A 26,911-nucleotide genomic window follows, 5' to 3' on the forward strand; every position below is an offset into this window, starting at 1 on the left:
CGGCATACGCGCCCCGCCCGGTTATTTTAATTTCATTTGAACAAAGGTTTCAATATGTTCGCTGTGCGGAAAGAAGTCAAACGCTTCTACCTGCAAAATGTCGTAATGCGGCGTGAGAATTTTAAGGTCGGCCGCCAAGGTAACCGGATTGCAGGAAATGTAGAGCACCCGCTCCACGCCCGACTCCGCCACCGCCTTGGCCGCTTTGGGGTGCATCCCGCCGCGGGGCGGATCCAAAATAATCAGCGCGTCTTTGCGTTCAATGGGGTGTTGTTTGACGAAATCTTCCACTTTGGAGCAGAAAAACTGCACATTGCTTACGCCGTTTAGATTGGCGTTTTCAATCCCGTTGTAAATGGCGGGGGCCACGCTTTCCACGCAAATGCTTTTTTCGCACAAGTCGGCGCAGGAAAGCGAAAAACTGCCCGCCCCGCCGTACAAATCATAAATGCGTTTGGGCGCCAACGCCTTGACCACGCGCCGCACGCGGGAATACATTTTTTGCGCGGTGAGGGTGTTGGTTTGAAAAAACGACTGCGGCGAAAGCTGGAAAACCACCTCGCGTTCGGTTTTGCCGGACGCGTCGGTTAAAAAGATTTTTTCAAAAATATGGTCTTTGCCTTTCAGCACCCGCAGCGATTCCGGCGCCGCCGTATCGGCCAGCCCGGTGTTGACTGCCGCCATGATGTTGGCCTGCGGCAAAACGCTTTGCACGGCCTGCACAAATGTTTTTTCGTTAAAATCGTCCGTTACGAACAGCACCACAATTTCTTCGCCGGTGTTTTTGCCTTCGCGCACCATCAGGTGGCGCAGCACGCCGGTGTGTTTGCGCTGGTCGTAATAGTCCAAATTTTCGGCCTTAGCCCAGGCGCGGATGGCATTTAGAAGCGGGATTAACTTGTCATTAAACAAAACGCATTCGGTAATGTCCACCGCTCTGTCCCAGCGGCCTTTTAACTTAAAACCCAGGGCATTTTCAAACTCCAGCGGGCGGGTTTTGTTGGCGGGGTCTTTTTTGTCGTAATCGGGGCGCCATTTTACCTGGTGGCAAAAGCCCAGCTCCACCTTGTTGCGAAAGTTTTTCGGGTCGTCCGTTACGGTAACGGGAATGTCCCCCGTCCAAAATTCGCTCAGCGTTTGCTGCAGCTTGGCCCGTTTCCGGGCGACTTGTTCTTCGTAAGGCAAGTCCAGCAGCGCGCAGCCGCCGCATTGGCCGAAATGGGAGCAGGTCATCTTAGGCATTTACTTTAAACAGGCAAACGTCGCCGTCCTTTACAATATAGTCTTTGCCTTCGGAGCGGATCAACCCGTGCTCGCGAAGGGCTTTTTCGCTGCCGTATTTGACGAGGTCGTCAAACGTATACACGTCGGCGCGGATGAAGCCTTTTTCAAAATCGCTGTGAATTTTGCCCGCCGCCTGCGGCGCCGTACAGCCCACCGGTATCAGCCAGCTGCGCACTTCCACTTCTTCGCCGGCGGTAAAATACGTACACAGGTTTAACAGTTTCATCCCTTCGCGCACGATTTTTTCAAGCCCGGTATAATCGTTGCCGGTTTCGGCCAGGAAAGCCTTCTTTTCTTCTTCCGAAAATTCCGCGATGTCGGCTTCAAACTTCACGCACAGCTCCACAAACCCCGCGCCGTTTTCCCGCGCGTAGTTGGCCACTTTTTCGGCGTTTTGCACGTTGCGTTTTTCGGAATTGTTGCCCACGTAAAGCACCGGTTTGGCGGTTAAAAATTGGTAGTCTTTCAGTTCTTCTTTTTCCAGCCCCAGCGAGCTGACGGGTTTGCCGTTTTCCAGCGCGGCTTTAATTTCTTTCATCCGCTCCCACGCGGCCACGGCGTCTTTCTTGCCGCTTTTGGCGTTGGAGGCCAGCCGGTCGCAGACTTTGGTGGCCGTTTCCAAATCGGCCAGCATCAGCTCGGTATTGATAATTTCAATATCGCGCAGCGGGTCTACGGAGTTCATCACGTGGGTTACGTTCTCGTCTTCAAACAAGCGCACCACATGGATAATCGCGTCCACCTCACGGATATTGGCCAAAAATTTATTTCCCAGCCCTTCGCCTTGGCTCGCCCCTTTGACGATGCCGGCAATATCCACAAATTTAATAAACGCGGCCGTCTTCTTGGGCGGTTTAAACATTTCAAACAGTTTGTCCAGGCGTTTGTCCGGAATGGGCACAATGCCCACATTGGGCTCAATGGTGCAGAACGGATAGTTGCTGGCTTCCGCTCCGGCGCAGGTAAGCGCATTAAAAAGGGTGGATTTGCCTACGTTGGGCAGGCCGACGATACCAATTTCCATAAAATACAGACTCCTTAGACAATAATAAAACGGAATAATTACTTATATTTTACCATTTTACAACGCCCCCTACCACGCAAAACGCCCCATAAAAAACCCCGCCTGAGGCGGGGTAAAATAAAAAAACGTCCCGTACGAGATTCGAACTCGTGATCTCCGCCTTGAGAGGGCGGCGTCCTAGACCACTAGACGAACGGGACTTCTTTATTTATTTTACCATATTTTGTTTTTATGCGGCGGGCACACGGTTAATAAGCTCATTTTTTATATAATAACTAGGCTGGCCGCCGCACGCGCGGCCTATCTTATGAAGAGGTGCCGTATGGAATTATCCGTTCTTCAAACCGTCTTACTTGCTTTACTGATTGTAGTGGTCTTGTTTTTGCCGCTTACGGTGCACAAAGTGGAAGAAAACTTGGAAGCGTTTCTCTTCCTCTGCGGCGCGTTTGCGGTTACCGTTTCCAAAAGCTGGAGCGGGCAACTGGTGCTGACTGCGCTGGAAGACCCCATTAAAATTACCATCGCCGTATTGGTGGCGGGGCTTTTATTTCGCAAATTTAACAAAAGTTTGCAGAAACTGACGCAAAAAGCCGTCAAAGGCTTGGGCCTGCGCTGTACGCTGTTTGGCATTGTGTTTGTGCTGGGGCTTACGTCCAGCTTAATTACCGCAATTATTGCGGCGCTGGTGCTGTCAGAAGTGGCGGTTATGCTGCCGCTGGAGCGCAAAGGCCGCGTGAAACTGGTGGTGTATGCGTGTTTTTCCATCGGCATGGGGGCCGTGCTTACTTCCATCGGCGAGCCGCTGGGCACGGTGGTGCTTTCCAAACTTTCCGGCGCGCCGCACTATGCGGATTTCTTCTTTTTGATTGACCATTTGGGCTGGTTTGTGCTGGGCGGCATCCTGTTTATGGCGGGCTTGGCCAGTGCCATCCGCGACAACCCCATCCAAAAAGCCCCCGGCCCCAAACCGGCCGAAACCGCACAGGACGAACATTCCGTCAAAAGCATCGTCATCCGGGCGGCAAAGGTATATTTGTTTGTAATGGCCCTGGTCTTTTTGGGGGACGGTTTAAAACCGCTTGCCATGCAGACCATTTCCCACTTGTCCGCCGGGTGGCTGTACTGGATTAACACCTTGTCGGCCGTGTTGGACAACGCCACCCTGGCCGCCATTGAGGTAACGCCCGACATCAGCACCCGCACGCTGACTTTCCTGCTGATGAGTTTAATCATCTCCGGCGGCATGCTGATCCCGGGCAACATTCCCAACATTATTTGCGCCTCCAAATTGGGAATCAAAAGCAAAGAATGGGCCAAAGCCGCCGTGGCGTTGGGCGCGCTGGTGATGTTGGTGTTCTTTGTGATTTTAAATGCCGTTTTATAACACACGCCGTTCTTCAAAAAGCCGCTCCTTTTTAAAGGGGCGGCTTTTTTGCAGGTTGCGGGGGCAAGTACGCCGCTAATTTTATATAATCTGGTTATATTATTCTATCAGGGGAGATTTTATGAAAATCCATTCTTTCAACGTACAGCCCAACTTGCCCGAAAACATCAAGTTCCTGGAAGAGTTGGCCAACGATATGTGGTTTACCTGGAACTGGCAGGCCATTTTGCTGTTTGTGCAGGTAGACCCCAAACTCTGGACGTCCGCCAAACGCAACCCCAAATGGTTCTTGGGCTGTGTGCCGCAAAAACGCTTTGAAGAATTAAGCAAAGACGAAAAATTTGTACACGATTTAAACCAAGTCAAAGAAGCCTATTACAACTACAAAAACAACCAGCACACCTGGTACAAAGAACACCGCCACGAAAACGGCAACCTGCTGACGGCCTACTTCTCCATGGAGTACGGCATCGGCGAAGGGCTGCCCATTTATTCGGGCGGCTTAGGCATGCTGGCCGGCGACCATATGAAATCCGCCAGCGACTTGGATATGCCGATCATCGGCGTGGGTTTGTTCTACAAACAGGGCTACGTGCAGCAGGTGCTCAACCGCGAAGGCTGGCAGAATGAAGAATACCCCGATAACGACTGGGCGCATATGCCGGTGGAACGCGTAACGAAAGACGGAAAAGAAATTACCGTAGATATTCCGCTGGGAAATGAAACCGTCAAAGCCTGCATCTGGCGCGTGCCCGTAGGGCGCACGTCCCTTTATTTGCTGGACACCAACTTGCAGGAAAACACCCCCGCCCAGCGCGCCATTACCGAGAAACTCTACGGCGGCGACCGCGAAAACCGCATCCGCCAAGAAGTGGTGCTTGGTATCGGCGGCGTAAAAGCCTTAAGCGCCATGGGCATCCGCCCCACCGTTTACCACATCAACGAAGGGCACAGCGCGTTCCTGCTTTTCCAGCGCATTATTGATATTATGAAAGAGAAAAACCTCTCTTTCGCCCAAGCGCGCGAAATTGTGTGGGCTACGTCCGTCTTCACCACCCACACGCCCGTCATTGCCGGCAACGAACATTTTGACCCGGCCTTGGTGCGCAAATATATGGATTTTTACGCCCGCGAGATGGGCATTTCCTGGGACGAGTTTTTGGCCCTGGGCAAAGAAAAAGCCGACTCCGCCACCTATTGCATGACGGTGGTTGCGCTGCGCCTGTCGGCCTTCTGCAACGGGGTGGCCAAATTGCACGGCAAAGTAAGCCGCGAAATGTGGCACAACCTGTGGCCCGGCCTGCCCGTCAGCGAAGTGCCGATTACCAGCATTACCAACGGCATTCACAGCGCTTCGTGGATTTCGCACGAACTCAACGAGCTGTACCGCAAATATCTGTTTAACAACAATCAGCGCGGCGAAGTAGATCCTTCGGACGAAAAAATCTGGGCGAAAATTTCCGACATTCCGGACGCCGAACTGTGGAACGTGCACACAATCCGCAAAAACAAACTGATTGACATGGTGCGCGGCCGCTTAAAACGCCAGCTCACCCGCCAAGGCTTTGACGTGATGAGCGTCAAAAAAGCAAGCAAAGTCCTCCGCCCCGACACGCTGACCATCGGCTTTGCCCGCCGCTTTGCCACTTACAAGCGCGCCACGCTGCTTTTTAAAGATTTAAACCGCTTGGACAAAATCGTCAACAATCCGCAGCGCCCGGTGCAGTTCGTCTTTGCCGGCAAGGCGCACCCGGCCGATACCGCCGGAAAAGAATTTATCAAAATGATTGTAGGCCTGACGCAAAACGACCCGCGCTTTAAAGGGAAAATCGTGTTTGTGGAAGACTATAACATGAACACCGCCCGCTATATGGTGCAGGGGGTGGACGTGTGGCTCAACAACCCGATCCGCCCGATGGAAGCCAGCGGCACCAGCGGTATGAAAGCGGCGCTGAACGGGGCGCTTGCGCTGTCCATCTTAGACGGCTGGTGGGACGAAGTAGGCCCGTGCGACTTTGGGTGGTCTATCGGCGGAGCCGAAAATTATAAGTCCGACGCGGAACGCGACACCGTAGAATCCGAAGCGATGTACAACCTGATTGAGCAGGATATCGCCCCCGCCTATTACGCCAAGGAAAACGGCTCGGAGTATTCGCTGCCGTGGCTGTCTTTGATGAAAGAATCCATCAAGCACATCGCGCCTGTTTTTAACACCAACCGCATGGTAAAAGAATACTACGAACGCTTCTACGTGCCGGCCAACAATTACGGCCTTATTTTAAACGAGCCCGGCAAAGCCGAAGCCGTGGCCGCGTGGCGGCGCAGAATTGCGGAAAACTGGTACCGCGTAAGCGTAACGGACATTACGCCGCAGCCGGAAACAGCCATTTTGATGGGCGACAAGGTACACTTTAAAGCCCGCGTGGTATTGGGGGCTTTAACGCCGGAAGAAATCCAGGTAGAGCTGTACCTGGGCCAGCGGGGCACCTTGGGCGACATCGTCAAAGAAGACGCCATTGATATGACCTGCACCGGCAAAGACGGCGATGCGTATTTGTACGAAGTGTCCATGTCGCCGCTTAACAGCGGGCGGCAGGACTATGCCCTGCGCATTCTGCCCTTTAATAACGACATTCCCAACGTGCTGACGCCGTTGTTCATCCGCTGGGAAGAGTAGTTGTCCGCTCCCGTACGGGACGGAACAAATCTGACGCAATACGGCCGGAGAAATGTCCGCTTGCGCGCAAGCCAGCCATTTTTCCGGCCGATTTTACTGATATGCTAAACATTGTTCTTGTAAATCCGGAAATTCCTTTCAACACCGGCAACATCGGCCGCTCGTGCGTGGCCACGGGCACGCGGCTGCATTTGGTAGGGAAACTAGGCTTTAAAATCGCTTCCAAAGAAATACGCCGCTCGGGGCTGGACTATTGGCCCCATTTGGACTACCGCCGCTACGACACGTGGGAAGCGTTTTTGGAGGCGGAAAAGCCGACGGAAGACAACATGTTTTTCCTCTCCACCAAAGGCAAAACCGCGTATTGGGACGCGTCATTTCCGCCGGATGCTTTTTTGATTTTCGGGGCGGAATCGTGCGGCCTGCCCAAAGATTTCTACGAGCGCTACCGCCACCGCCTGTTTACCATCCCGATGCCGGGGCCGGTGCGGTCGCTTAATTTATCGTCTTCGGCGGCAATCGTGCTGTTTGAAGCAATTCGGCAAAACCATTTCAAATAAACACCCAGAAAAACCCCCTCGCTTTCGTGAGGGGGTTTCTTTTTGGGCTTTTTGTTTATTGAAAATTTAAAATTAAATTACTGTTGCTGTAGCTGTCTGTAAAAGTAGCTTCTTCCATCCCGGCGTTTTTACAGAGTTCTGCATCGCCCGAACAGGCAATATATTTCAACTCGCCGTCTTGATTGATGGCATACAAGTCGTAGCTGCCGTCTGCGCGGCTGGTAAAAATAACCGCCGTGTCGGAACTTAACGAATAAAGCAAAGGAAAGCCAAAATACGATCTTTTGGTCGTATCTCCCCCCAAAAGTCTGTCAGAGGTATCGGCAATACTGTTTTTGACGTATTGGTTGCCTTGCATCACGTATTTGGCATTTACAAAATCGCTGGCCGCCCGCAAATTGCTGATTCCTTCCAAGGCGCGGCCGCGCTCCATGGACGAATAGTATTTAGGCAGGGCCACCGTTACCAAAATGCCCACCACCACCATTACAATCAATAATTCAATTAAAGTAAAACCTTTTTTCATAACGCCTCCTAAGAGATAGTTTATTATATAAATTTGCCCCTTTGCTGAACAGGCCCATACGTTTGCGCTTGTAATTTTATAGAATAAAAAAGCCCTTCCCGGCAGCGTTATGAACACGAAACATTTGTTTTGGATTTTATTTCTGTTAAACCTGTTTAATTATATAGACCGGCAGGTTCTCTATTCCGTATTTCCGCTGTTGCAAACCGATTTGCACCTAAGCGACTGGCAGCTGGGCACCTTGGCCTCGGTCTTTATGCTGGTGTATATGTGTTACGCTCCCGTCGTGGGCTATTTTGCGGATCGTTCCCCCCGGCAAAAATGGATTGGCGCCAGTGCGCTTATTTGGAGTGCGGCTACCCTGGCCTGCGCCACGGCAAGAAACTATTTTTCCTTGTTGTTTACGCGGGGCCTTATTGGCGTGGGAGAAGCCGGGTTTACTACCATTGCCCAGCCCTTTTTAGCGGAGAACTATCCTAAGAAAAAACGGGCCACCATTTTAGCCGTTTTCGGGCTGGCCATGCCGGCCGGCAGCGCCTTAGGCTACATGTGGGGCGGCGCCATAGGCTTGCATTGGGGGTGGAGAACCGCCTTTTTGCTGGCCGGAGTTCCGGGGCTGGTGCTGGGGATATTATCCCTGACACATCTAAAAGACATTCGCCGCGCGCAGCAAACCGCCGCCGAAAAACCCTCCCGGCACGATTATAAAGCGCTGTTTCAAAACAAGCCCTTCCTGTTTATTTGCCTGGCCCATGCCATGATTACTTTTATTATTGGCGGCCTTTCTGCCTGGATGCCCACTTACCTGCACCGCTACCTGCAAATGGATGTGGCGCAGGCCGGCACATGGTTTGGGGCGTTGGTTATTTGCTGCGGCGCGGCCGGAACCTACGCCGGAGGAAAACTGGCCGACAAATGGCTGGAATTTTCGCCCAAGGCTTATTTTTGGGTCATCGGAGTATCCTTTCTGGCGTTGCTTCCCCCCGCGTGGCTAGGCATACAAACCAACCGCCCCGCACTGGCGCTCGGCTGTTTTGGGCTGGCTATTATTTGCCTCTTTTTGCCCACCGGCCCCATTGCCGCCGCGTTGGTGGCGTCCACCCGCAACAAAGTGCACGCCATGGCTTTTGCCGTAAATATCTTTATCATCCACGCACTGGGGGATGCGCTGTCCCCCATGCTTTTGGGGCATGCCTCGGATCTGTGGAATTTAAAAATTGCCGTTTTACTGTGCTCTTTGGCGGCGGTGCCCGGCCTGGTGTTTACGTGGATGGCCGCCAGCTTTGAGCGACGCCTGCCCGAGCCGCCGCTTCCTTAACTAAGACCTCTTTCATTAGAAAACAAAAAAGGGAAGGATAAACTCCTTTCCTTTCTGTATACGGAGCAAAAGGCAAAACAGATTAATGTTTGCTATGCGGCGTAAGCGCGGCGCGCCCATGCAGCTGCATATAATTGTACAGGGCGTTTGCAATACGGGCGCCGCCGTTATCTGCACGAAAGCCGACCGAGGATATAAATCCGTCCGCTCCGTGTTCAAACAAATCTTCCGCCGGCACCTCATCGTCCATCAAGGCGCTGTTTACCAAAATGACGGTCTCTTTATCCCCCTCCATGCGCAGGCGGTCTATCATAAAAACGCTGATTCCGTCTTCCAACACGTAATCCATTAAAATCACGTCGTATTTTACTTCTTTTGTCCACTCCATTAATTTGGTAAGCGAGTCAAATACCGCCACCCGGCTGCCGGGCCCGAAGAAACCTTGGGCATTCCAATTACGCGCCCATTCTAAAATTTCCGGATCGTCATTAAGCACGGCAATCGTCATCGCCGGCAGCTGCGCCGCCATTTGGCGGGCCTGGGTAAATCCTTCCGAGCCGGGAGAAGTGTTTTTCATAGTTAAAGAAGTTCCGTTTGCATCTTTCAATAAAAACTTATTTACATCAAACGAATTTTCCGCACGCAGCCGCTCCGGCATGGAGATTTTGCCCGAGGCACCAGACCACGCATAGGTCGGCTTTATGGCGTTCATTACCCGTTCAATGTATAATTTGCCAAAATGCACGCCCGGATCCCGCGCGCCCACAATGCGTTCCATCCGCTGCAGGGCTTCTTTGCCCTCACGTGCATATTCCCAGCGGGCATTGGCTTCGGCCGCGCTGATCTTTTGCGGCTCAAGCAATTGGTAACGAAGAAAAATATCCATTTCTTTTTTGACTTCTAAAAATTTATTTAAATTTTCGCGGTATTGCTCGGATTTGCGCAGGCTTTCCTCTATGCCGTGTGCCACCAAACTGCTGCGGATTGCCTCCGGCGTTTTAAACTGGGTAATGGCAAGCGGAACGGGATTAGCAAAAAACTCCCGGGCGGCAATTTGCGAAAACTTGCTTCCGTGGGACACTACACCCGTCCGAATGGCCTGCATCGCAGTGGTATAACGGTTTTGTGCCCGGCTCTCCCCCGCCAGCAATAGAAAACAAAAAAAGAATAAAACAACCGGCATTTTTTTCATGCAAATTTCCTCCTGCCAGGAATTACTTATAAATTAACTCTTTATCCAAACGGGCACAAGGGAAAAAAGACCTACTTGTTTGATAGGCCTATAAGTACATAAAAATTCCCCGGGCTCTTCACTCCCGGGGAATAAATTTTGCACTTCTTGCGTCTATTTATTTCACTGCGTCGTATCCGGCCTGCAGCGCTTTTTTCACGAGGCATTAAAATTCCCCGGGCTCTTCGCTCCCGGGGAATAAATTTTGCACTTCTTGCATCTATTTATTTTACTGCGTCGTATCCGGCCTGCAGCGCTTTTTTCACGAGGCATTAAAATTCCCCGGGCTCTTCGCTCCCGGGGAATAAATTTTGCACTTCTTGCGTCTATTTATTTCACTGCGTCGTATCCGGCCTGCAGCGCTTTTTTGTTCAGCTCCAGCATTTCCGGTTTGGCGCGCTTATACACTTTTTTCATCGCATGCTCTACGCTTGTCAGCGTAACGGCACCCGTTTTTTTAATAAACGCACCCAACGCCACCAGGTTGGCAATACGATCCATCCCCAATTCTTCCGCAATTTTATTGCACGGCACGCACACCACGGTAATATCGGTGCGGGTGGGGCGGGAGTTGATAAGCGAGCTGTTGATAATCATCAGTCCGCCTTTTTTGAGCAAGGGCTCAAATTTAGGAAGCGACGGCTCGTTCATAATAATTACCGTATCGGGGGCCGATACAATAGGCGTATAGACTTCCCCGTCCGATATCACCACCGAGCAGTTGGCCGTTCCGCCGCGCATTTCCGGCCCGTAAGAAGGCAGCCAGCTGGCGTTTTTCTTGTCTTCCACGCCGGCTTGCGCGAGGAGAATCCCCGCCGAAATCACGCCTTGTCCGCCGAAACCGGCAATTCTGATTCCTTGATACATTATTTGCCTCCCTCGTCTTTAAAGACGCCCAGCGGATACTGCGGAATCATCTTCGTCCGCACAAATTCTAACGACTGCGGCACGCTGGCATACCAGTTGGTCGGGCATTGCGAAATCACTTCCACCATCGAAAAGCCCACGCCATTCACCTGGTTTTCAAAGGCTTTTTTAATGGCTTTCTTGGCCTGCATCACGTGCTGGGGCGAATCCACCGCCACCCGCTCCAGGTATTTGGCGCCGGTAATCTGCGCGAGCATTTCGCACATATTAATCGGCCAGCCCTGCAATTTTGGGTCACGCCCTTTGGGGGCCGTGGTGGCTACTTGGCCCACCAGCGTGGTGGGAGCCATTTGGCCGCCGGTCATACCGTAAATGGCGTTGTTGATGAAAATAACGGTAATGTTTTCACTGCGCACCGCAGCGTGAACGATTTCCGCCATGCCGATGGAAGCCAAGTCCCCGTCGCCCTGATACGAGAAAACAATCGCTTCGGGTTTGGAGCGCTTGATGCCGGTGGCAATGGCCGGGCCGCGCCCGTGCGCGCCCTGCACCATATCACAGGCAAAATAAGAGTCCGCAAACACCGCGCATCCCACCGGGGCTACCCCGATCACGCGGTCTGCAATTTTCAATTCATCAAAAGTTTCCCCCATCAAACGATGGACAATTCCGTGCCCGCAGCCCGGGCAGTAATGCATGGGCAAATCGGTTAAGCTGGCCGGTTTTTTGGCGATAATAGTCATCTTATTTGCCTCCTTTCAAATCGCCCTGCATGCCAAGCGACGTATCGCGCTTGCATTCATAGCTAAAGCCTGCGGCGTGTTCCTGCAAGTCAAACAGGCCTTCTTTGCCGCCGTTTAAAATAGAGCGAACGGCCGTAAGGATGGTGTTGCCGTCCGGCTGGCCGCCGGCAGGATAAGCGTTTAAATAAACCGGCGTTTTACCGTTGACGGCCAGTTTGATATCCTGCACCAGTTGGCCCAAGCTCTGCTCCACCGAGAGCACCCCTTTGGCCTTGGCCGCCAATTCCGCCAAGCGTTTGGACGGGAAGGGCCACAGCGTAATCGGGCGGAACAAGCCCACCTTTAACCCTTCTTCTTTGGCTTTGTTGACCGCTTCCAAGCATGCACGGGACGAAAGGCCGTAGGCCACCAATAACACATCGCAGTCTTCGGCGTCGCGTTCTTCCCAGCGGGCTTCCGTTTTTTCAATCAGGCCGTAGCGTTTGGCGCGTTCCACCACATCGGCGATTAAATTATCGCCTTTGTAGGAAAACACATTGTTTTTCTTGCGGCCGTTTTTGTGGATATCCACCGCCCAGTCAAATTTGCCCAGTTTGTTGGGGTCAATCGGATCAAAATTAAACGACATGCTCTCCATCATCTGCCCCAAAATGCCGTCCGCCAAAATCATACAAGGCATCCGATACTTTTCGGCCAGTTCAAACCCCAATTTGGGGAAATTGCCCAGCTCTTCCACCGAGTTCGGCGCCAGCACAATCACGTGATAATCCCCGTTGCCGCCCCCGCGCGTGGCCTGGAAATAATCCCCCTGCGAGCCGGAGATGCTGCCCAGCCCCGGGCCGCCGCGCATTACGTTTACAATCAGGCACGGCAAATCCGCACTGGCCAAATAGGTAATACCTTCCTGCTTAAGGCTGATGCCCGGCGAGGAAGAAGACGTCATGCTGCGCGTCCCCGTAGAAGCGGCGCCGTACACCATATTGATGGCGGCCACTTCGCTTTCGGCCTGCACAAACGCACCGCCCGCATCGGCCATATAGGCCGACATGTATTCCGGCACTTCGTTTTGCGGAGTAATCGGATAACCGGCAAAAAAGCGCGCCCCGGCGCGGATAGCGCCTTCGGCCAACGCTTCATTGCCTTTTCGTAATGTTTTTTCGGTCATAGTTAAAATCCTTAAATTGTCAGTCTTTAATTACCGTAATGGCAATATCGGGGCACATCATGTAGCACATGGCGCAGCCAATGCAATTTTCCGGGTGTTCCATTTCCGCCGGAAAATACCCTTTTTTGCTAATGGTTTTGGATTTGCCCAAACATTTTTTGGGGCAGGCGTTGACGCATAAATAGCAAGCTTTGCATTTGTTGGCGTCTACTTCAATTCTTGGCATAGTTCTCCTGTGGGCCCGGGGATATACCCGTAAAAACCCATACATAAAGTATATTTCTTTTGCATACGAATGCGCAATAATCAAATTGCTTTTGCTACAATACCCGTATGACCGCTGTTTCCAAAACACAACTATACCACGATTTATTGCGCCAGGCCCAAGCTTTGCTGGAAATAGAGCGCGACCCCGTAGCCAATATGGCCAATTTGGCGGCCGTGCTATATAACGGGCTGCCCCAGATTAACTGGGCTGGATTTTACGTGCTAAAAGAAAATGTGCTGGTGCTGGGCCCGTTTCAGGGAAAACCGGCCTGCGTGCGCATTGCCTTGGGAAAAGGCGTATGCGGAACGGCCGCGCAAACGCAGGGAATCCAATGCGTGGCGGATGTGCACGCGTTTGCGGGGCACATTGCCTGCGACAGCGCTTCCCGCAGCGAAGTGGTGCTCCCTGTCTTTAAAAACAAAAGCCTTTGGGGCGTATTGGATATAGACGCACCCGTCCAAGCGCGGTTTGACGAAGAAGACTGCAAAAATCTGGCAGAAATAGTGCGCTTGTTTGAGCAAAACAGCGCGTTATAACCGATTTTCCCGTCGGTAATTGCAATTTTATTGCCGAAGGTTTTTAAATTTTGTATGATAATTAGGTAATGCCGAGGTAGCTCAGTGGTAGAGCACCGGTCTGAAAAACCGGGTGTCGACAGTTCGATCCTGTCCCTCGGCATTTCTTTTTTTGATTTGAAACCGATTAAAAACCCCGCCGAAAAGCGGGGTTTTTGTTTATTTCGTAAAAGCGCTTACCAACGAGTTGCGCACATACTGGCGGGCTAATTCCCGGCGCGCTTTGGAAAGCCCGGCCGAAGCATAGGAAAACAGCAAATTATACATCCGCGGCATATTCCCCATTTGATAGGTGGTTTGCAGCATTTTTTGCTGTTCCGAAGAAAGGCGGGCCGCCGCCGGATTGGCGTGGTAGATTTTTAAATACAGCAAATAGGACGTCATCATTTCTTCCAGGGCTTCATCTTCTTGAAACAGCCGGAGCAAATACTCATCGGTTAAGTTTACCGCATTGTCCGGATAGGCTTTTAAAAATTCCAGCAGTAATTTTTTATTGGCGGTTAATTTCTTTAAATTTTCCAGCGGCAGCGTATTAAACGTAACAAACGGCACCGTTTGGCTTTTTTGCAGTTCCTGGCGCAGTTCTTTTCTGAATTGGCTGATTTCCTGCCGTCTTAAATCCGGAAAATTTTGATACAGCTGTTGGCGGATTTCCCGCGCTTCTTTCGTCTTATACATGGCCATCAGTTTAGGCGCCATCGGATGTTCCGTTTCCCACGCCAGCAACTCCTGCCGCTGGGCCACCAATTGCTTATAGGTGGCTTCTCGGGTGGTTTTGTCTCCGGCGAAACCGGCCGTAAACATCAAGATAAAAGCAACGAATAAAAAAGAAACTTTACGCATACATTCCTCCTCTTGCAACGACCTTCTTCCACCATTATGCAATAATTGCCCCTTCTGAAACAATTCCCCACAAAAAAACCCGGCCGCAAAGCCGGGTTTTTTAAAATGTGTCGGAAGTGTTACCGAAGCTGAACCAGTGCAAAATGCAGGTATTCCGTTTCCGGCATGCCAATCAGCACTGGGTGGTCTTTAGCTTGCCCGCGCAGTTCTACCAGCACGGCCTTGCGCCCCGACTTGCTGACCCCTTGCCGAATAATGTCCACAAACAGCTCCCGCGAAATATGATGCGAGCACGTGGAAAAGGCCAAATATCCGCCCGCTTTAATTCCTTCCAAGGCCATTTTAACCAGCTTTACATACAGCCCCACCGCCTGCGGAAGCGCCTTGCGGCTTTTGACAAATGCCGGCGGATCCAGCAATACGATGTCGGGCTGATCGGGCAGTTCGCCTTTTTTGAGGGCGGAAAGCAGGCGCTCGGCATCGTCGCGGTGGAAAACCACCGAGTCGGACACGCCGTTAAGCGCGGCGTTTTTCTGGGCACACTCCACGGCGGCCGCGGAAGAATCGCACCCCCACACCTGGCTGGCGCCTGCCAAGGCGGCCGTAATGCCAAAAGACCCGATGTAACAATATAAGTCCAGCACCAGTTTGTCTTTAAAATACGGTTTTAAAAATTCGCGGTTTTCGCGCTGGTCAAAATAAAAACCCGTTTTCTGCCCGCCGCGAAGCGGAACCAGATATTTTACTTTGTTTTCTTCTATTTCCACCGTTTCCGGCACGTCGCCAATGATTTCGGGCGTATTAGTCAAGCCTTCCAGCGCGCGGAAAGAACTGTCGTTTTTGTAATAAATGCCTTTGGGCTTAAAAATTTTCTGGACTGCCTTGGTAATGGCCGGTTTTAATTTTTCCATACCGGCCGTCAGCACGTCAATCACCAGCACGTCGCCGTAGCGGTCAATCACCAAACCGGGCATATTGTCGGCCTCGCCGTAGCACATCCGCCCGTATTTGCGCACGCCGATTTCTTTGCGGTAGGAATAGGCGTTGTCTAAATTTTCAAATACAAAGTCCTCCGGCAGTTCGCCCTCGCCTTTCATCAGCAGGCGCACCGAAATTAAGCTGTGCGGGTTAAAGTAGCCAATGCCCACTTGTTTGCCTTCGTGGTTCAGCACCCGCACCAGCGTGCCCGGTTCCACCGAAGTGTCCAATCCGTCAATTTCGTTGGAAAACACCCACCAATGGCCGGCCTGCAGGCGTCTTTCTTCTTTGGCTTTTAATTTAATTTCAATCATACGATAAATCCCTCTGTCAGTTATTTTCCCGTTTCTTCCAGTTTTGAAAACGGCAGCCCCGCCGCACACAGCGGGCATTCCTTGGCGGTAAACGTTTGCATCGGGTACGACAGCAAGGCCCTCAGCGGTACGGCCAGCGGCAGATATCCCATCGAGCGGTCTACAATCACGCCTACGCCGATTACGTTGCCGCCCATTTTGCCCACCAGTTCAATGGCCTTGTTGATTTTGCGGCCGGAAACGGCCACATCGTCCACGATTAACACGTTTTCCCCTTCTTTAATGGTGAAATTGTGTTTCAGCAGCATTTCGCCGTTGTCGGCGCGGGAGGCGAAAATAGCGCGTACGCCGCGGGCGCGCGCCACTTCCTGCGCCAGCACGGAATCCGAAGGCGTCAGTGCCATAATCACATCGGCTTTTTTAGTAAATTTATCCGAAAGCGCCCCCGCAATGCGCTGCGCCAAATGGGGGTGCTGCATAAGCAGAGAAGTCTGAATATAGGTTTGGCTGTGAAACCCGGAAGGCATTACAAAATGGCCTTCCAAAATCGCTCCGTGTTCTTGCAGGAGGCAAAGCACGTCCATATTATTTCTTGGCATGAAAATCTCCTTGGATAAATTCCTGTGCGGCTTTAAAACTGGTATTTAACCCCTGTTCCTGGGCGGTGCGAATGGTTTGGCCGGTTTTTTTGGCGCGCATCATTTCCAGCTTGGGTTTCAGCATGGAAGACGACACGCGAAACGCCAGCGCCGGATTGCCCGATTCATCCGTCAGGTTCTCCGCCAACGCGCCCGAACGCGAGGTATTGTTAAACATCGTCCATATAATGATATCAAAATTTTCGTTTACCCAGTCCGTCCATCCGCTGACCGCGGCCGAAATGGTGGGCCCCACCGTATAGGCGTTATTGATTTGCATGCGGCCTTTGTCAAAATTCACCGACACCGCCATATCGTTAAACGGCACATCTTTTAACACTTGCCCCACTTTAAAACTTCCGGCCCGTTCCATGCGGTGCATCAGAATAAACGGCTGGAACGTGATGTTAAGCGCCTGCTGTTCTTCGGCCAATTTTTCCATCTGGTGAATCACGCCGCCCTCCAAGCGCGCTTCCAGCGGGCCGGAGAGGTTTTTCATCCCGGCGCTCATGCCGGTAAAATCAAACTCGGCGCTGAAGCGGTTGCCGGAAAGCACTTGAGTGGAAAACGTATCCGCCGTTAAGTTCCCGGCAAAGTTGGGCATAAATTTGGGCAGCCGGTCGCGGAAGTTGCGCAGCCACGCCAATTCCCCTTCCACCGGCTCTTTAAATTTGGCGCCCTTTTTAAGAAGCGGCGTAATGACCGTAACAAAATCTTTTACCGTATCAATAAACGCCAGCGGATCCAGATCCTTCCAGTAAATGGACGTACGGATTTTGCGGCGGGCGCTTTTTAAATTATTGACCGACAGGCTCAGCTTAAACGGCACCTTGTTCAGCTCGGTGGACGCAATATAGGCATACAAGTTGCCTTTGCGCCAGCTGGCGCTCAGGTCTAGCTTGTCAAACACCGAATTATGAACGGTTACCTTGCCTGCCGTAGTGCGGGCGTACAAGTCCGAAAAATTTTGTTTGGCCTGGAATTCGCCGTCTATATTTTCGGCCTTAAAGCCGTAGAACAAACCCGAGACGTCTTTCCCTTGTACGTTTAGAAGCGGCAGCGAAAATTTGCCTTTTTGCCGCTGCAGCTGGGCCGAAACGGCGGCTTGACCGGTGAGCTTATATTGGCGGATGTCCGGATAATACGTGTGTTTGTCCGCGAGTTTAAAGAAATTTGTCTTTGCAGACAGATCCGCCGTAAAAGGCGTCTGCGTAAAATCAAGCGTGCCGGAGCCCTGCGCCTGTACGTCTGCCGCCGAGACCGACACTTGGCTAAGCGTCAGCAGGCGGTAATCCTGTTCCAGCTTGCCTTGGGCGGTAAGCTGGGCCTTGGGAATAGAAAAGCCCAGTTCTTTTTCGTGGAAGAGCGACAAGTCTTTGCTTGCAAACGCCGGCACGCTGGCCTTGACGTTAAAATAGGGCGTGCGCAAATTATCCAAATCAATCAGCAAATCCACCGGTTTTTGGAACAAAAATACTTGCGTGCGCAAACTGCGCAGGGCAAATTTGCTCCAGTCAAAATTGGCGAAATTGACGTGCCCCGTTCCCTTGATCTCCATATCGGAGATATTGTCTCCCCATTTGTTGCGCAAAATCATTTCCGCCTGGAAGCGGGAAAGTTCGTTAAAGCGCAGCTGTTCAAAATGCATATTCAGCCCGTAAATGGCGTGCGACACGCCGGAGGCCAAATCTTTGTAGCTCAGCACCCCGTTATGTACCGACCAGTCCTCCACGCTGACCGCCAACTTGCGCCCGGTCAGCTCGCTGGTATAGACGGATTTTTCCTTAGGCGTGCGGATTTGCGGCATGTTATAGGTGCCGTCTGGCAAACGTACGATGTTAAAACGGGGAGAATTGAGGGAAACTTCATCAATAATCAACTGCTGGTCTAACAGCGGGAGCAATTTAAACTGCAAGGTAACCGAATCGGCCGACAGCAGCGCATACCCCGGCGCGCCTTCGGTATCCACCACCGAAAAGCCTTTGAGTTCCACCGTATTGATAAATTTTAAATCCAGCGAAGAAATAATAACCGGCCGGTCTAAGCGTTTTTGCAGTTCTTCCGTAATCAGCTCGCTGATGTGCTGGGCGTTGAACGTTTTTAAGAAAAGCAGCCACAGCCCCGCCGCAATCAGCAACAGGAGCATCACGGTAAACAGCACCGTGCGCAGGCTTAACACCACGCACGATTTGATAAACCGCCACACCCAAGACCAAAAGCTTCGTTTTTTCTTTTTCTTTTTACTCATTTGCTAGGCCGCGTTGATCGCTTTCTCCACTATATAGTTTACTATAATTCGCCATATATTGACGGTTCCCGCCAGCACGTTTTTCCCCGCTTCCAGCAAAGAAACCGTTTCCGGAAACAACGCCTTTAACACCACCGCCAGCACCACCAAATTGGCCAGCGTAATCATCACGACCGAAAACACTTTCCCGCCGGCTAATTTTAAATCGGGCTGGTCGGCCTCGAACAAGGTTTTAAACGTTTGGATAAAATGAAAAGCCATAAAAAAACCGATGACAAACAAAAAAACTTGCCGGTAAGGCGATACGTCCACAAACAAATCCGCAATCACATACACCAGCGCCGCCGCAATGACGTACGCCGGCACAAAATACGGCGCCAGCACCACAAACGCATTGCAGCGATCCATCTTCACGTATCCGCTGTCCTGCCCGATGGACACATCTTTAATGCGGCACCCGCACAACAGCGCCGCCAGGGCGTGCGTTATTTCGTGCGCAAAAACATACGGGCGCGAAAAATTATAATACCCGTAATGGATCCCGCTGTATACCACCAGCCCGGCAATAAAACTGACCGCCGCCGACAGCTGCCCCAAAACCGCAAGCAAAATCCGCACGGTTTGGGCAAACGTCAGCACCGCGGTAGGCAGCAGCAAAAGCGCAATTAACAGTTTAAGCAAGCGAACCATTAAAATTTCTCCGTCCACGCCTGGGTATGATATTGGGCGCGGGCCAATTCTTTTGCTTGCAGCACCCATTCTTCGGTGGCCCGGTGCGGATGCAAATCTGCCGCCAGGTAGGCACGCACCGCCGCAATAATGGCGTTTTTATAAGCCGGGTTTTCCCGCGCCTGCGGCAGCTGCAAAGAGCCTTGATACAGCACCGTCGTGCCAAACCGGCGCAGGGCGCCGCCCAAAATTTTATGCCCGTTTGCGGCTAACAGATCGTTTTCCACCGGGTTTGAAAAACACGCACTGGCCGTATGGTTGACGCTGGGCGCATAGGCCGAAGCGGGCAGAGTTTTATCAAAAATTTCTCCCTTTTCGCCCAAGCGGTTTAACTGGGCATGGATGTGGGCATGGAAATTTTTATAAATATCCGCCGGGCGGCCCGGCGCCTCAAACACGAGCGAAAAAGTTAAATCGTCCTCGTGAAACACGATTCCGCCCCCCGTCGGCCGGCGCGCGGCGGGGCCGCTAAAACGGCGCTGCGCCAGGGTGCGGCGCACTTCGCTTATAAATTGGGCGTAGCCAAACGTAACCGCCGGGCCGGGCGTCCAGCGGTAAAACCGAAGCGTTACCGCCTGCGGGTGCACCCGCACCAGGGTTTCGTCCAAGGCCATTTGTTCAAATACGTCCAATTGGGGAGATGCCAGCAAAATATCCATATTCTCAGCGGCCTCCGCCCGCAGGGACGGAGGCCGTACCGTTTCAAACCTGTCCGCCCGCTAATCGGACGGAGCCGCTTTTACCAACGCAAGTTGGGTTCTCTGGCGGCGGAAACTTCGTCAATGCGGGCTACGCATTGGCTGTGCGGGGCGTCTTTTACCGTTTGGGGCTCGGTCTGGATTTCGTCATAGATTTTTTCCATAACGGCCACAAACGCGTCCAGCATTTGTTTGCTTTCTGTTTCCGTCGGCTCCACCATCATCGCTTCGGGCACAATCAGCGGGAAATAAATGGTGGGCGCGTAAAACCCGTAGTCCAGCAGGCGCTTGGCAATGTCGGACGTATGCACCCCGTTCATCTCGGCCGGGCGAATGCTCAGCACACACTCGTGCATACACGTGCGGTCAAAGAACGCATTAAATTTGCCTTTCAGCGCCGCCCGTACATAGTTGGCGTTTAAAATGGCATTTTCGGCAATTTCTTTAAAGGTACTGTCGTCAAACTGACGCAAGTAGCAATATCCGCGCAGGCAAACGGCGATGTTGCCGTAAAACGCTTTCATTTTGCCTAGGCTCTTGGGCATTTTGCCGCTTAGCGTATATTTCCCGTTTTTATATTCCACAATCGGCTTGGGCAAAAACGGCGCCACATGCGCCGCCGCGCCCACCGGCCCCGCGCCCGGGCCGCCGCCGCCATGCGGGGCGGCAAAGCTCTTGTGCACGTTTAGGTGCATTAAGTCCGCCCCCAAATCGGCCGGCTTTACCAAGCCCGCCAACGCGTTGAAGTTGGCCCCGTCCAAATAGAACAGCGCCCCCGCTTTATGCACCATCTGGGCAATTTCGCGGATGTCTTTTTCAAAAAGGCCCACCGTGTTGGGCACCGTCAGCATCACGACGGCCGTTTTGTCCGACAAGGCTTTTTGAAGGGCCTCTTTGTCCACGCAGCCGTCCGGCGCCGAGGGAATGTTCACCACCGTATAGCCCGCCATATGGGCGGTAGCCGGGTTGGTGCCGTGGGCAGTGTCGGGCACGATGACTTCCGTGCGGTTAAAATCTTTGTGCGCGTCGTGATAGGCCCGCGCCGTCAAAATCCCCGTCAGCTCGCCCTGTGCGCCCGCCGCCGGCTGCAGCGTAAAAGCGGCAAACCCGGTTACTTGTTTAAGCAGTTCTTGGAAGTGATACATCATTTCCAAGGTGCCCTGCACCGAAGATTCCGGCGCAAACGGATGCATTTGGGTAAAGCCTTCCAGCGCGCTTAACGCATCATACGCTTTGGGGTTATATTTCATTGTGCAAGACCCCAGCGGGTAGAACTCGCCGTCCAAGCAATAGTTCAGCTCGGAAAGCCGCGTAAAATGGCGCACCGTTTCAAACTCGGACAGTTCTGGCAGTTTGGGCGCCGTTTTGCGCAAGTATTCCTGCGGCACATACGCCGAAGCCGGTTTTTGGGCCCATTCAAACCGTACGCCGCGCCGCCCGGGGCGGGATTTTTCAATAGAAAGCTGATTGTGTGTTAAAATCGGTTCCATTTTAAATACCCCCCAGCGCATCGGCATATGCCTGCAAATCGGCCGCGGTTTTGGTTTCCGTAGCGCAGACGAGCAGGCAGTTTTTCAGTTCCTTAAAGTCCGTTCCCAAGGCATACCCGGCACTGATGCCTTTTTTGGCCAGTTTTTTAATGACCTGCTGGGCCGGGATCGGGCACTCCAGCACAAATTCGTTAAAAAAAGGCGCCGTAAACTTTACGCGAAAGCCCGGAATGTTGCCCGCTAAATCCGCCAACTGATGTGCGCGTTCCAAATTCAGCTCCGCCACTTCCCGCAAGCCTTGCGGGCCCAGAAGCGTTAAATAAATCACGGCGTTTAACGCACACAACGCCTCGTTGGAACAAATGTTGGAGGAAGCTTTTTCGCGGCGGATATGCTGCTCGCGCGCCTGCAGCGTCAGCACAAAAGCGCGGCGGCCGTTTTTGTCTTTGGCAATACCCACCATGCGCCCCGGCAACTGGCGCATATACATTTTTTTAGCCGTCATAATGCCCAACCCGGGCCCGCCAAAGTTCATGGCGTTGCCCAACGGCTGGCCTTCGGCTACGGCAAAATCGGCGTTATAAGCGCCCGGCGTTTGCAGTACGCCCAAAGCCAGCGGATTGACTACCGCCGTCAACAGCGCCCCGGCCTGATGCACGCGGGAAGAAATTTCTTCGGCGTGTTCCAAACAACCCAAAAAATTGGGATTGGGCAACACAAAACAGGCCGTTTTTTCGGAAAGTTCCTGAGAAAGGATTTCCAAATCAAGCGTGCCGTCTTGCTGAAAAGGAATTTCTTTGACGCAAACGCCTTTTTGGTGGCGCACATACGTCTTAAGCACTTCTTTATAGTGCGGATGCAGGGCGGCCGAAATCAAAATTTCGCTGCGCCCCGTAATGCGCAGACACGCCAGCACGGATTCGGCCAAGGCGGTGGCGCCGTCGTAGTGAGAGGCAGTGGCCACATCCATATCAAACAGCGAGCAAATGCAGCTTTGAAATTCGTAAATGGTTTGCAGGGTGCCTTGGCTGGCTTCGGCCTGGTAAGGGGTATAGGCGGTTAAAAATTCCCCGCGCGAAGAAAGCGCGCCGACTGCGGCGGGAATAAAATGTTCGTAAATGCCTGCGCCGATAAAATTTTTAAGCGGCTGGTTGCGGGCGGCTAGTTCGTGCACGTGGGCCGTCAGTTCCTGTTCCGTAAGCGCTTTGGGCAGGCCTAAGGCAGGGTATAAGAGTTCCTGCGGAATTTGTGAAAGCAAATCTTTAACGGAGGAAACGCCGATTTTGCGCAGCATTTCTTCGCGGTCTTGGGAAGTGTGAGCAATAAACATAAAAATCCTGGTGAAAATCCCCCGCCGAAGCGGGGGATGCGTTTTTAAACCTTATTTGCCAAGCGTAGCTTTGTACGCGCTCAGATCCATTAAGTTTTCGTATTCAGCCGGGGCCGACATTTTGATTTTAAACAGCCAGCCGTTTCCGTGCGGTTCGCGGTTGACGAGGGCCGGATCGTTGGCCAGCGCAGTGTTTACTTCCACCACTTCGCCGCTGACGGGGGCGTAAATTTCGGAAGCGGATTTGACGGACTCAATCACGCAGCAGTTCTGCCCCGCTGTTACCTGCTGGCCCACTTTGGGAAGATCCACAAATACGATATCGCTGATTTCTTCCTGCGCGTGGTTGCTGATGCCCACGGTGGCAATGTCGCCCTCCATATGGGCCCATTCGTGTGTTTTGGCAAAACGGCAATTTTCTTCGCTATGCATAAGCTCTCCTTTCTAGTTAAACTCGGTTTTTATAAAAGGGTGTTTTTACGACTTCGGCTTTGGCGCGGCGGCCGTGGATTTCAATTTCCACTTCCGTGCCCGGCACCGCGGCTTCCGCCGCCAAATAACCTACGGCGATTCCCTTAAACAGCGGCGAAAAAGTGCCGCTGGTCAGTACACCTTTTTCCTGTCCGCCGGCAAACACCTTGCAGCCGGCGCGCGGCACGCCGGGGCTTTTAAGCACAAATCCGGTTAGTTTTTCTTTTACCCCCTGTGCTTTTTGCGCCGCCAGCGCGTCTTTTCCTACAAAATTTTCTTTGGCTAACTTTACCACCCAGCCGCATCCGGCTTCATACGGGGTGCGGGTTTGGTCGGCATCGGCGCCGTTTAGCAAGTATCCCGCTTCCAGGCGCAGCACGTCCCGCGCGCCCAGCCCGCAGGGCTTTACACCTTGCTGCAAGAGGGCATTCCACAAATTTTCTATTTTGTCGCCGGGCAGCATAATTTCCACGCCGTCCTCGCCGGTATATCCGGTGCGCGTCAAATAGCCTTTGACGCCAAACAGTTCAATTTCTATAATATGAAACCGCGCCACCTCTTTGGCTTGCGGCAGCAGTTTGGCCGCCTGTTCCAACGCCTGCGGCCCCTGCAGGGCAATCATTCCCCAGCTGGCGCTTTCGTTGCGGACGGTTACGTTAAATTTTGCGGCCTGTTTTTCAAACCAGGCAAAATCTTCGGCAATGCAGGCGGCGTTGACCACGACCAAAAACTTTTCCGGCGTTAAGCAAAACGAAATGGCGTCGTCAATAATCGTGCCTTTTTCGGTCAGGATATGGGAATACACGCCCGCTCCGGGTTCGTTTTTGATGTTGTTGCAGTTGATATACTGCAAAAAAGGCCACGCGTCTTTGCCTTCCACAAAAATCTGCCCCATGTGCGACACGTCAAACATACCGGATTGGCTGCGCACGGCATGATGTTCGGCGATAATCCCCTCAAACTGCACGGGCAGCAGCCACCCGTGGAAGTCCACCATTTTGCCGCCGGCTTTTTCGCAAGCAGAGCAAAGCGGCGTTTTTTGTAAATCGGTATGGTTCACAGGACGCCTCCAAAAGTATACGTCCATTGTATAAAATTTAACCGTTTTTTATACAATATATATATGGCAGACACCCAAAGCGTCATCAGCGACGTAAAACTGTTTATCGAACGGCTCAAAAAAGAGCTGCCGGAGGTATTCGGCCAGCCGGACGCCAAACCGGGCGCCGCCTCTGTGCAAACGCCTTCCGACACGGACAACAAAGTGCTCTATAACGGCGATTTGTTTGAAGCCCGCATGTACGTAACGCCCGACCAAGAAGAGGGCGTGGCGTTTGACGGAACAATTTTTCACATCTACTTGCATTCCAAAGATTCCGACCCGTCTGCACTGGTAACGGAGTGGCTTCGCAACAAAGCCAACGAAACGCTGAAAGCCAAAACAAAAGAATGGGCGGAGAAAATTGGGGTAGAGTTTAACAACATCGTCATTAAAGACCAAAAGACCTGCTGGGCCAGCTGTTCGGGCAAGAAAAACATCAATTATTCCTACCGCATCATCAAAATGCCGCTGGCCGTACAGGATTATTTAATGGTGCATGAACTCTGCCATTTGGTGCATATGAACCACGGGCAGGAATACTGGCAGTTGGTGGCGCAGTTTAGCCCAGACTACAAAAGCCACCGCCGCTGGTTAAACGAAAATAAAGGCTCTATTTTTGCGGAAGTGGAACTGACTTACCGCGAAGAACCGCAGGAAGACGCCCGGCTCAAAGATGAAACCACAACCTAATAACGACGGCACAAGCAGCTGGACGCTATCCCTTCAAATAGGTGGACACACTCTAACACTATTGATTGACTTGCTGATAACACAGGTAAGTTCCCACCACTACATCTTGATAGCCCATACTTTGTAAGAATTTCTTCCATTCGGGCCAGTTGGGATTCGTACATTGCTTTATAACCCCCCCTACTTTTCTGTCTTCCCGCGGGAGCGACAAATAGACTCCAAACCCATGCTCGGCGTATTTCCCCGCAGAAAATACCACGCGGATAAACTGTCCCTCCGTCATAAGTGTCATCCCGGGAAAATCATTTTCCGTTGCAACTGTCATTACGCAGTCATTCGCCCAGTGGCCGCCGTCCCAATATCCCGACTCTTGGGTAATCACTTTAGAAAATGTTTTTTGATAATCTATATCCAGTAAATCCAAACAGCGGGTATAGCGCCCGTTAGCCATATAATAGGCTTCCTGCGCTTCCAATAAATTCTTGGCCCATACCTGTAAGGGAACGGAACGGCTTTTCCATACAGCTTGTTCATACAGCGGCACCGCAACGGCCGCCAGAATGCCTATAATTAACACCACTACCAACAGCTCTATAAGCGTAAATCCGACATTTTTCCCTTCAGAGAATAATTTTTGATAATTTTCGTCCATAGACAAAATTTATCAAAAAAAAAATGAGTCAAGCTCAACAGGAGCTTCATTTCCATTCATGCATGCGCTTCAAATCACATGTTTGATGGACCCAAAATTTTTTCTGCAAGAAATCACAAACACACACCTCCAAATATATTCCTATGCACAATTAAGGAAATCCCCATGTTGTTGCATGGACTGTCTGCCGTCCTTTTCATACGCCGTATTTTACGTTTTACATTTGAATTCGGTAAAAAACCGCCGGCTGCAAACCGGCGGTTTATAGGAGACCCCCTCGTCCCTGGCTTGAGGAGAGGAAGTTTTGCTATCTGAACGCAAACAGCCCTTTTTGGTGTTGCGTGCGTAAAAGAGTCAGCGGTTTTTCGGAAACGCCGCCCCAAAAAGAAACGGGCAGGCGGGAGGGAACTTCCCGCACCAAAGCAACCACCTTTCCTTGATAAAAGAAGGGATCGCCCACTTGCAGGGTATTTTTTGTCCCCGTTATTCGGTTCGCCCGCCCCGATACTACCCCCCGATTAATAAAAAATTGCAACAATTCATCCAAAACGCTGTTTCCAAAAGCATCCGCCAAACTTTCCCCCGGGGCCACTGTTGCCAGCGGAACACCTTTTAACCCTTTTGTTACTTGCGGCGAAACCCAAATTTCCGCCAATTCACCATTCATAGATACCGTCCGCTTGGAACCTAGCCCTTTTTGTCCATTGGAAAAAAGAAGCGTAACGGACTTAAGCGTAAATCCCTCCGGCGCTTGCGCACATTGCACAGGCGTCAGCACGCGGCGGCCGCCTTCCACCAAAACCCCGCGGCAAGAGGTATTTTTTTGTTTCCGTTGAATGAACGTGTCTTTAAACCCCGGGCGGCGGCGGGAAACAAAGTCGCTCAAGTACACCTCTTTTTCCCAGCGGAAATTTAAATTTACAACGGACGTTTGCATCCGATGCTTCTTTTCGGCTTGAACGGCTGCCCGATCTAGAGCCGGTTTCATCTCTTTTACGGTCTGGGCCGCCCCCCAGCCGGCAAATCCGGTAAGTACGGCAAAAACAACCACTGCTTTTGTGTAAAAATTACTGTTCATGGAGTCCTCCCTTGCTTAGGTATATTTA

At 52.0% G+C, this 26,911-nt stretch carries 26 protein-coding genes and 2 tRNA genes; 7 read left to right on the forward strand and 21 right to left on the reverse strand.

Going from position 1 to position 26,911, the window contains the following annotated elements; all coding sequences use genetic code 11:
• Nucleotides 1–21: 21 nt before the first annotated feature.
• From rlmD to B5F75_RS06660, 3 genes are all read right to left on the reverse strand, one after another.
• Complete coding sequence (rlmD, locus tag B5F75_RS06650) at nt 22–1,233, reverse strand: 23S rRNA (uracil(1939)-C(5))-methyltransferase RlmD (protein WP_158093805.1); 1,212 nt, start codon at nt 1,231–1,233, stop codon at nt 22–24.
• 1 nt (nt 1,234) lies between these two features.
• On the reverse strand, nt 1,235–2,308 hold the full coding sequence (gene ychF, locus B5F75_RS06655) for a redox-regulated ATPase YchF (RefSeq protein WP_087289222.1): 1,074 nt from the start codon (nt 2,306–2,308) through the stop codon (nt 1,235–1,237).
• A 126-nt stretch (nt 2,309–2,434) separates the two neighbouring features.
• Nucleotides 2,435–2,508, reverse strand: a tRNA-Glu gene (locus B5F75_RS06660).
• A gap of 122 nt (nt 2,509–2,630) precedes the next feature.
• Here B5F75_RS06660 and B5F75_RS06665 point away from each other — a divergent pair.
• The 3 genes from B5F75_RS06665 to B5F75_RS06675 all read left to right on the forward strand — a co-directional run bounded on the left by B5F75_RS06665 (nt 2,631) and on the right by B5F75_RS06675 (nt 6,929).
• Nucleotides 2,631–3,692, forward strand: coding sequence for a DUF1646 family protein (locus B5F75_RS06665; RefSeq protein ID WP_087289225.1), 1,062 nt, complete (start codon nt 2,631–2,633; stop codon nt 3,690–3,692).
• A 121-nt stretch (nt 3,693–3,813) separates the two neighbouring features.
• Nucleotides 3,814–6,369, forward strand: coding sequence for an alpha-glucan family phosphorylase (glgP, locus tag B5F75_RS06670; RefSeq protein WP_087289227.1), 2,556 nt, complete (start codon nt 3,814–3,816; stop codon nt 6,367–6,369).
• Between the two features lie 101 nt (nt 6,370–6,470).
• The gene (locus tag B5F75_RS06675; RefSeq protein WP_087289229.1) at nt 6,471–6,929 is read left to right on the forward strand and encodes a tRNA (cytidine(34)-2'-O)-methyltransferase; all 459 of its coding nucleotides are present in this window, start codon (nt 6,471–6,473) and stop codon (nt 6,927–6,929) included.
• A 55-nt stretch (nt 6,930–6,984) separates the two neighbouring features.
• Here the strand turns inward: B5F75_RS06675 and B5F75_RS06680 are convergent, their stop codons facing one another.
• The gene (locus B5F75_RS06680; RefSeq protein WP_087289231.1) at nt 6,985–7,455 is read right to left on the reverse strand and encodes a type IV pilin protein; all 471 of its coding nucleotides are present in this window, start codon (nt 7,453–7,455) and stop codon (nt 6,985–6,987) included.
• A gap of 109 nt (nt 7,456–7,564) precedes the next feature.
• Here B5F75_RS06680 and B5F75_RS06685 point away from each other — a divergent pair, with 109 nt between their 5' ends.
• Nucleotides 7,565–8,773, forward strand: coding sequence for a spinster family MFS transporter (locus tag B5F75_RS06685; protein ID WP_087289233.1), 1,209 nt, complete (start codon nt 7,565–7,567; stop codon nt 8,771–8,773).
• Nucleotides 8,774–8,855: 82 nt separating this feature from the next.
• Here B5F75_RS06685 and B5F75_RS06690 read toward each other — a convergent pair whose 3' ends face one another.
• From B5F75_RS06690 to B5F75_RS06710, 5 genes are all read right to left on the reverse strand, one after another.
• Nucleotides 8,856–9,965, reverse strand: coding sequence for a response regulator (locus B5F75_RS06690; RefSeq protein WP_087289235.1), 1,110 nt, complete (start codon nt 9,963–9,965; stop codon nt 8,856–8,858).
• 369 nt (nt 9,966–10,334) lie between these two features.
• On the reverse strand, nt 10,335–10,871 hold the full coding sequence (locus B5F75_RS06695; RefSeq protein ID WP_087289237.1) for a 2-oxoacid:acceptor oxidoreductase family protein: 537 nt from the start codon (nt 10,869–10,871) through the stop codon (nt 10,335–10,337).
• The gene (locus B5F75_RS06700) at nt 10,871–11,614 is read right to left on the reverse strand and encodes a thiamine pyrophosphate-dependent enzyme (RefSeq protein ID WP_087289239.1); all 744 of its coding nucleotides are present in this window, start codon (nt 11,612–11,614) and stop codon (nt 10,871–10,873) included. The genes B5F75_RS06695 and B5F75_RS06700 overlap by 1 nt, the downstream gene beginning before the upstream one ends.
• 1 nt (nt 11,615) lies before the next feature.
• Nucleotides 11,616–12,779 carry a 3-methyl-2-oxobutanoate dehydrogenase subunit VorB gene (gene vorB / locus B5F75_RS06705; RefSeq protein ID WP_087289241.1) on the reverse strand — a complete coding sequence of 388 codons (1,164 nt, stop codon included), beginning with the start codon at nt 12,777–12,779 and terminating at the stop codon, nt 11,616–11,618.
• Between the two features lie 19 nt (nt 12,780–12,798).
• Nucleotides 12,799–13,005: a 4Fe-4S dicluster domain-containing protein gene (locus tag B5F75_RS06710; RefSeq protein WP_087289243.1), complete on the reverse strand. Its 207-nt coding sequence runs from the start codon at nt 13,003–13,005 to the stop codon at nt 12,799–12,801.
• Nucleotides 13,006–13,112: 107 nt separating this feature from the next.
• Here B5F75_RS06710 and B5F75_RS06715 point away from each other — a divergent pair, with 107 nt between their 5' ends.
• The gene (locus tag B5F75_RS06715; protein ID WP_087289245.1) at nt 13,113–13,583 is read left to right on the forward strand and encodes a GAF domain-containing protein; all 471 of its coding nucleotides are present in this window, start codon (nt 13,113–13,115) and stop codon (nt 13,581–13,583) included.
• Nucleotides 13,584–13,653: 70 nt separating this feature from the next.
• Nucleotides 13,654–13,725: transfer RNA gene (locus B5F75_RS06720), tRNA-Phe, on the forward strand.
• Nucleotides 13,726–13,781: 56 nt separating this feature from the next.
• Here the strand turns inward: B5F75_RS06720 and B5F75_RS06725 are convergent.
• The 10 genes from B5F75_RS06725 to gcvT all read right to left on the reverse strand — a co-directional run bounded on the left by B5F75_RS06725 (nt 13,782) and on the right by gcvT (nt 24,421).
• Nucleotides 13,782–14,465, reverse strand: a complete 684-nt coding sequence (locus tag B5F75_RS06725) for a hypothetical protein (protein WP_087289247.1) — start codon at nt 14,463–14,465, stop codon at nt 13,782–13,784.
• 119 nt (nt 14,466–14,584) lie between these two features.
• A complete protein-coding gene (locus B5F75_RS06730; RefSeq protein WP_158093806.1) occupies nt 14,585–15,757 on the reverse strand; it encodes a class I SAM-dependent rRNA methyltransferase in 1,173 nt (390 codons plus the stop codon).
• Nucleotides 15,758–15,777: 20 nt separating this feature from the next.
• Nucleotides 15,778–16,356, reverse strand: coding sequence for a phosphoribosyltransferase family protein (locus tag B5F75_RS06735; protein WP_087289251.1), 579 nt, complete (start codon nt 16,354–16,356; stop codon nt 15,778–15,780).
• Nucleotides 16,343–18,643 carry an AsmA family protein gene (locus tag B5F75_RS06740; protein ID WP_087289253.1) on the reverse strand — a complete coding sequence of 767 codons (2,301 nt, stop codon included), beginning with the start codon at nt 18,641–18,643 and terminating at the stop codon, nt 16,343–16,345. The genes B5F75_RS06735 and B5F75_RS06740 overlap by 14 nt, the downstream gene beginning before the upstream one ends.
• Before the next feature lie 3 nt (nt 18,644–18,646).
• Nucleotides 18,647–19,333 (reverse strand): M50 family metallopeptidase, encoded by a 687-nt coding sequence (locus B5F75_RS06745; protein ID WP_087289255.1) that lies wholly within the window; start codon nt 19,331–19,333, stop codon nt 18,647–18,649.
• Nucleotides 19,333–20,031 (reverse strand): lipoyl protein ligase domain-containing protein, encoded by a 699-nt coding sequence (locus B5F75_RS06750; RefSeq protein WP_087289257.1) that lies wholly within the window; start codon nt 20,029–20,031, stop codon nt 19,333–19,335. The genes B5F75_RS06745 and B5F75_RS06750 overlap by 1 nt, the downstream gene beginning before the upstream one ends.
• A gap of 80 nt (nt 20,032–20,111) precedes the next feature.
• On the reverse strand, nt 20,112–21,560 hold the full coding sequence (gene gcvPB / locus B5F75_RS06755; protein WP_087289370.1) for an aminomethyl-transferring glycine dehydrogenase subunit GcvPB: 1,449 nt from the start codon (nt 21,558–21,560) through the stop codon (nt 20,112–20,114).
• Nucleotide 21,561: 1 nt separating this feature from the next.
• Entirely contained in the window at nt 21,562–22,890 is a 1,329-nt protein-coding gene (gene gcvPA / locus B5F75_RS06760; RefSeq protein ID WP_087289260.1) for an aminomethyl-transferring glycine dehydrogenase subunit GcvPA, read from the reverse strand.
• A 51-nt stretch (nt 22,891–22,941) separates the two neighbouring features.
• Nucleotides 22,942–23,322, reverse strand: a complete 381-nt coding sequence (gene gcvH, locus B5F75_RS06765) for a glycine cleavage system protein GcvH (RefSeq protein ID WP_087289262.1) — start codon at nt 23,320–23,322, stop codon at nt 22,942–22,944.
• Nucleotides 23,323–23,338: 16 nt separating this feature from the next.
• Entirely contained in the window at nt 23,339–24,421 is a 1,083-nt protein-coding gene (gene gcvT, locus B5F75_RS06770; RefSeq protein ID WP_158093807.1) for a glycine cleavage system aminomethyltransferase GcvT, read from the reverse strand.
• A 63-nt stretch (nt 24,422–24,484) separates the two neighbouring features.
• Between gcvT and B5F75_RS06775 the strand changes: the two genes are divergently transcribed.
• A complete protein-coding gene (locus B5F75_RS06775; RefSeq protein ID WP_204201216.1) occupies nt 24,485–25,153 on the forward strand; it encodes a M48 family metallopeptidase in 669 nt (222 codons plus the stop codon).
• A gap of 58 nt (nt 25,154–25,211) precedes the next feature.
• Here the strand turns inward: B5F75_RS06775 and B5F75_RS07750 are convergent, their stop codons facing one another.
• Together B5F75_RS07750 and B5F75_RS06785 are read right to left on the reverse strand one after the other, a co-directional pair.
• Complete coding sequence (locus B5F75_RS07750; RefSeq protein WP_087289266.1) at nt 25,212–25,805, reverse strand: type IV pilin protein; 594 nt, start codon at nt 25,803–25,805, stop codon at nt 25,212–25,214.
• Between the two features lie 307 nt (nt 25,806–26,112).
• On the reverse strand, nt 26,113–26,883 hold the full coding sequence (locus B5F75_RS06785) for a hypothetical protein (protein WP_087289270.1): 771 nt from the start codon (nt 26,881–26,883) through the stop codon (nt 26,113–26,115).
• Between the last annotated feature and the right edge of the window lie 28 nt (nt 26,884–26,911).

This window comes from Elusimicrobium sp. An273 (genome assembly GCF_002159705.1).
Classification (GTDB): domain Bacteria; phylum Elusimicrobiota; class Elusimicrobia; order Elusimicrobiales; family Elusimicrobiaceae; genus Avelusimicrobium; species Avelusimicrobium gallicola.

Bases quoted from the DNA above. Each gene is read 5' to 3' on its own strand.
- vorB (WP_087289241.1), bottom strand. From the start codon at position 12,779: ATGACCGAAAAAACATTACGAAAAGGCAATGAAGCGTTGGCCGAAGGC.
- gcvH (WP_087289262.1), bottom strand. From the start codon at position 23,322: ATGCATAGCGAAGAAAATTGCCGTTTTGCCAAAACACACGAATGGGCC.
- B5F75_RS06750 (WP_087289257.1), bottom strand. From the start codon at position 20,031: ATGGATATTTTGCTGGCATCTCCCCAATTGGACGTATTTGAACAAATG.
- B5F75_RS06675 (WP_087289229.1), top strand. From the start codon at position 6,471: ATGCTAAACATTGTTCTTGTAAATCCGGAAATTCCTTTCAACACCGGC.
- ychF (WP_087289222.1), bottom strand. From the start codon at position 2,308: ATGGAAATTGGTATCGTCGGCCTGCCCAACGTAGGCAAATCCACCCTT.
- B5F75_RS06775 (WP_204201216.1), top strand. From the start codon at position 24,485: ATGGCAGACACCCAAAGCGTCATCAGCGACGTAAAACTGTTTATCGAA.
- B5F75_RS06725 (WP_087289247.1), bottom strand. From the start codon at position 14,465: ATGCGTAAAGTTTCTTTTTTATTCGTTGCTTTTATCTTGATGTTTACG.
- B5F75_RS06735 (WP_087289251.1), bottom strand. From the start codon at position 16,356: ATGCCAAGAAATAATATGGACGTGCTTTGCCTCCTGCAAGAACACGGA.
- glgP (WP_087289227.1), top strand. From the start codon at position 3,814: ATGAAAATCCATTCTTTCAACGTACAGCCCAACTTGCCCGAAAACATC.
- rlmD (WP_158093805.1), bottom strand. From the start codon at position 1,233: ATGACCTGCTCCCATTTCGGCCAATGCGGCGGCTGCGCGCTGCTGGAC.
- B5F75_RS06715 (WP_087289245.1), top strand. From the start codon at position 13,113: ATGACCGCTGTTTCCAAAACACAACTATACCACGATTTATTGCGCCAG.
- gcvPB (WP_087289370.1), bottom strand. From the start codon at position 21,560: ATGGAACCGATTTTAACACACAATCAGCTTTCTATTGAAAAATCCCGC.
- B5F75_RS06785 (WP_087289270.1), bottom strand. From the start codon at position 26,883: ATGAACAGTAATTTTTACACAAAAGCAGTGGTTGTTTTTGCCGTACTT.
- B5F75_RS06745 (WP_087289255.1), bottom strand. From the start codon at position 19,333: ATGGTTCGCTTGCTTAAACTGTTAATTGCGCTTTTGCTGCTGCCTACC.
- B5F75_RS06695 (WP_087289237.1), bottom strand. From the start codon at position 10,871: ATGTATCAAGGAATCAGAATTGCCGGTTTCGGCGGACAAGGCGTGATT.
- B5F75_RS06665 (WP_087289225.1), top strand. From the start codon at position 2,631: ATGGAATTATCCGTTCTTCAAACCGTCTTACTTGCTTTACTGATTGTA.
- B5F75_RS06690 (WP_087289235.1), bottom strand. From the start codon at position 9,965: ATGAAAAAAATGCCGGTTGTTTTATTCTTTTTTTGTTTTCTATTGCTG.
- B5F75_RS06740 (WP_087289253.1), bottom strand. From the start codon at position 18,643: ATGAGTAAAAAGAAAAAGAAAAAACGAAGCTTTTGGTCTTGGGTGTGG.
- B5F75_RS06730 (WP_158093806.1), bottom strand. From the start codon at position 15,757: ATGATTGAAATTAAATTAAAAGCCAAAGAAGAAAGACGCCTGCAGGCC.
- B5F75_RS07750 (WP_087289266.1), bottom strand. From the start codon at position 25,805: ATGGACGAAAATTATCAAAAATTATTCTCTGAAGGGAAAAATGTCGGA.
- B5F75_RS06700 (WP_087289239.1), bottom strand. From the start codon at position 11,614: ATGACTATTATCGCCAAAAAACCGGCCAGCTTAACCGATTTGCCCATG.
- B5F75_RS06680 (WP_087289231.1), bottom strand. From the start codon at position 7,455: ATGAAAAAAGGTTTTACTTTAATTGAATTATTGATTGTAATGGTGGTG.
- B5F75_RS06685 (WP_087289233.1), top strand. From the start codon at position 7,565: ATGAACACGAAACATTTGTTTTGGATTTTATTTCTGTTAAACCTGTTT.
- gcvPA (WP_087289260.1), bottom strand. From the start codon at position 22,890: ATGTTTATTGCTCACACTTCCCAAGACCGCGAAGAAATGCTGCGCAAA.
- B5F75_RS06710 (WP_087289243.1), bottom strand. From the start codon at position 13,005: ATGCCAAGAATTGAAGTAGACGCCAACAAATGCAAAGCTTGCTATTTA.